This is a genomic window from Psychrobacter sp. 1U2, from assembly GCF_051847575.1.
Genome location: NZ_JBPYDC010000999.1, coordinates 1 through 745 on the forward strand (window position 1 = coordinate 1; position 745 = coordinate 745).

Sequence of the window (745 nt, forward strand, 5' to 3'; positions counted from 1 at the left end):
TGAGTAATAAAGAATTAAAAAATGAAATAAATAATATTTTTAAAAAAATAGAAAAAACATGAAATGAATTCTATATTAAAAAATAAAAATAAGTTTATTTATAAGCTGTTATATACTTTAATTGTTTTCTATCAAAAAGTAATAAGCCCAATATTGCCTGCCCGTTGCCGGTATTACCCAACATGTTCTAATTATGGCAAGCAAGCTCTAGAATGGCATGGGGTTCGATCTGGTAGTTGGCTACTGTTAAAACGTATTGGAAGTTGTCATCCTTTGGGTGGACATGGTGTCGATTTTGTACCGCTACCTTTATCTTCTTACTACTATCAATATGTGCCCGCTACTACCCTAGCTACCGTTAGTGTTCAGGGTATTTATGTCTATAAAGATCGTAAAAGTTATGTTTCTCGTTTAAACCATATGATGAAGCTAACGTAATTTTTGTCATCGATAGACCATCTGTGGATATCTATTTAGTTACCCACAAGTTATCCACACTCTTGGTATCATTTAGAGTGGTTTTTTAGTAAAATGATGAACATTTTATGTGATTGACTGCTGATACTGCTGCTCAAGGTATGAGTTAATACTATGCGGCGGTCATGACACATGCCTGATTTTTTATTCCCTAATTTTTTAATCTAGGAAAGGTTTATGCAAAAGATATTTCGGGTGATGATCATCATTGCGATGTTAATCACCGCTTATCTGCTAATTTTGGCATGGCGAGATGATTATGCTAATG

1 protein-coding gene is annotated in these 745 nt (G+C 33.6%); it reads left to right on the forward strand.

Translation table 11 applies throughout. From position 1 onward, the window contains the following. Nucleotides 1-63 precede the first annotated feature (63 nt). On the forward strand, nt 64-438 hold the full coding sequence (yidD, locus tag ACS8FD_RS20005; protein ID WP_439263372.1) for a membrane protein insertion efficiency factor YidD: 375 nt from the start codon (nt 64-66) through the stop codon (nt 436-438). The last annotated feature ends 307 nt before the right edge of the window (nt 439-745 follow it).

Excerpts from the sequence above, each read along its gene's own strand:
- yidD (WP_439263372.1), top strand. The coding sequence starts at position 64 with ATGAATTCTATATTAAAAAATAAAAATAAGTTTATTTATAAGCTGTTA.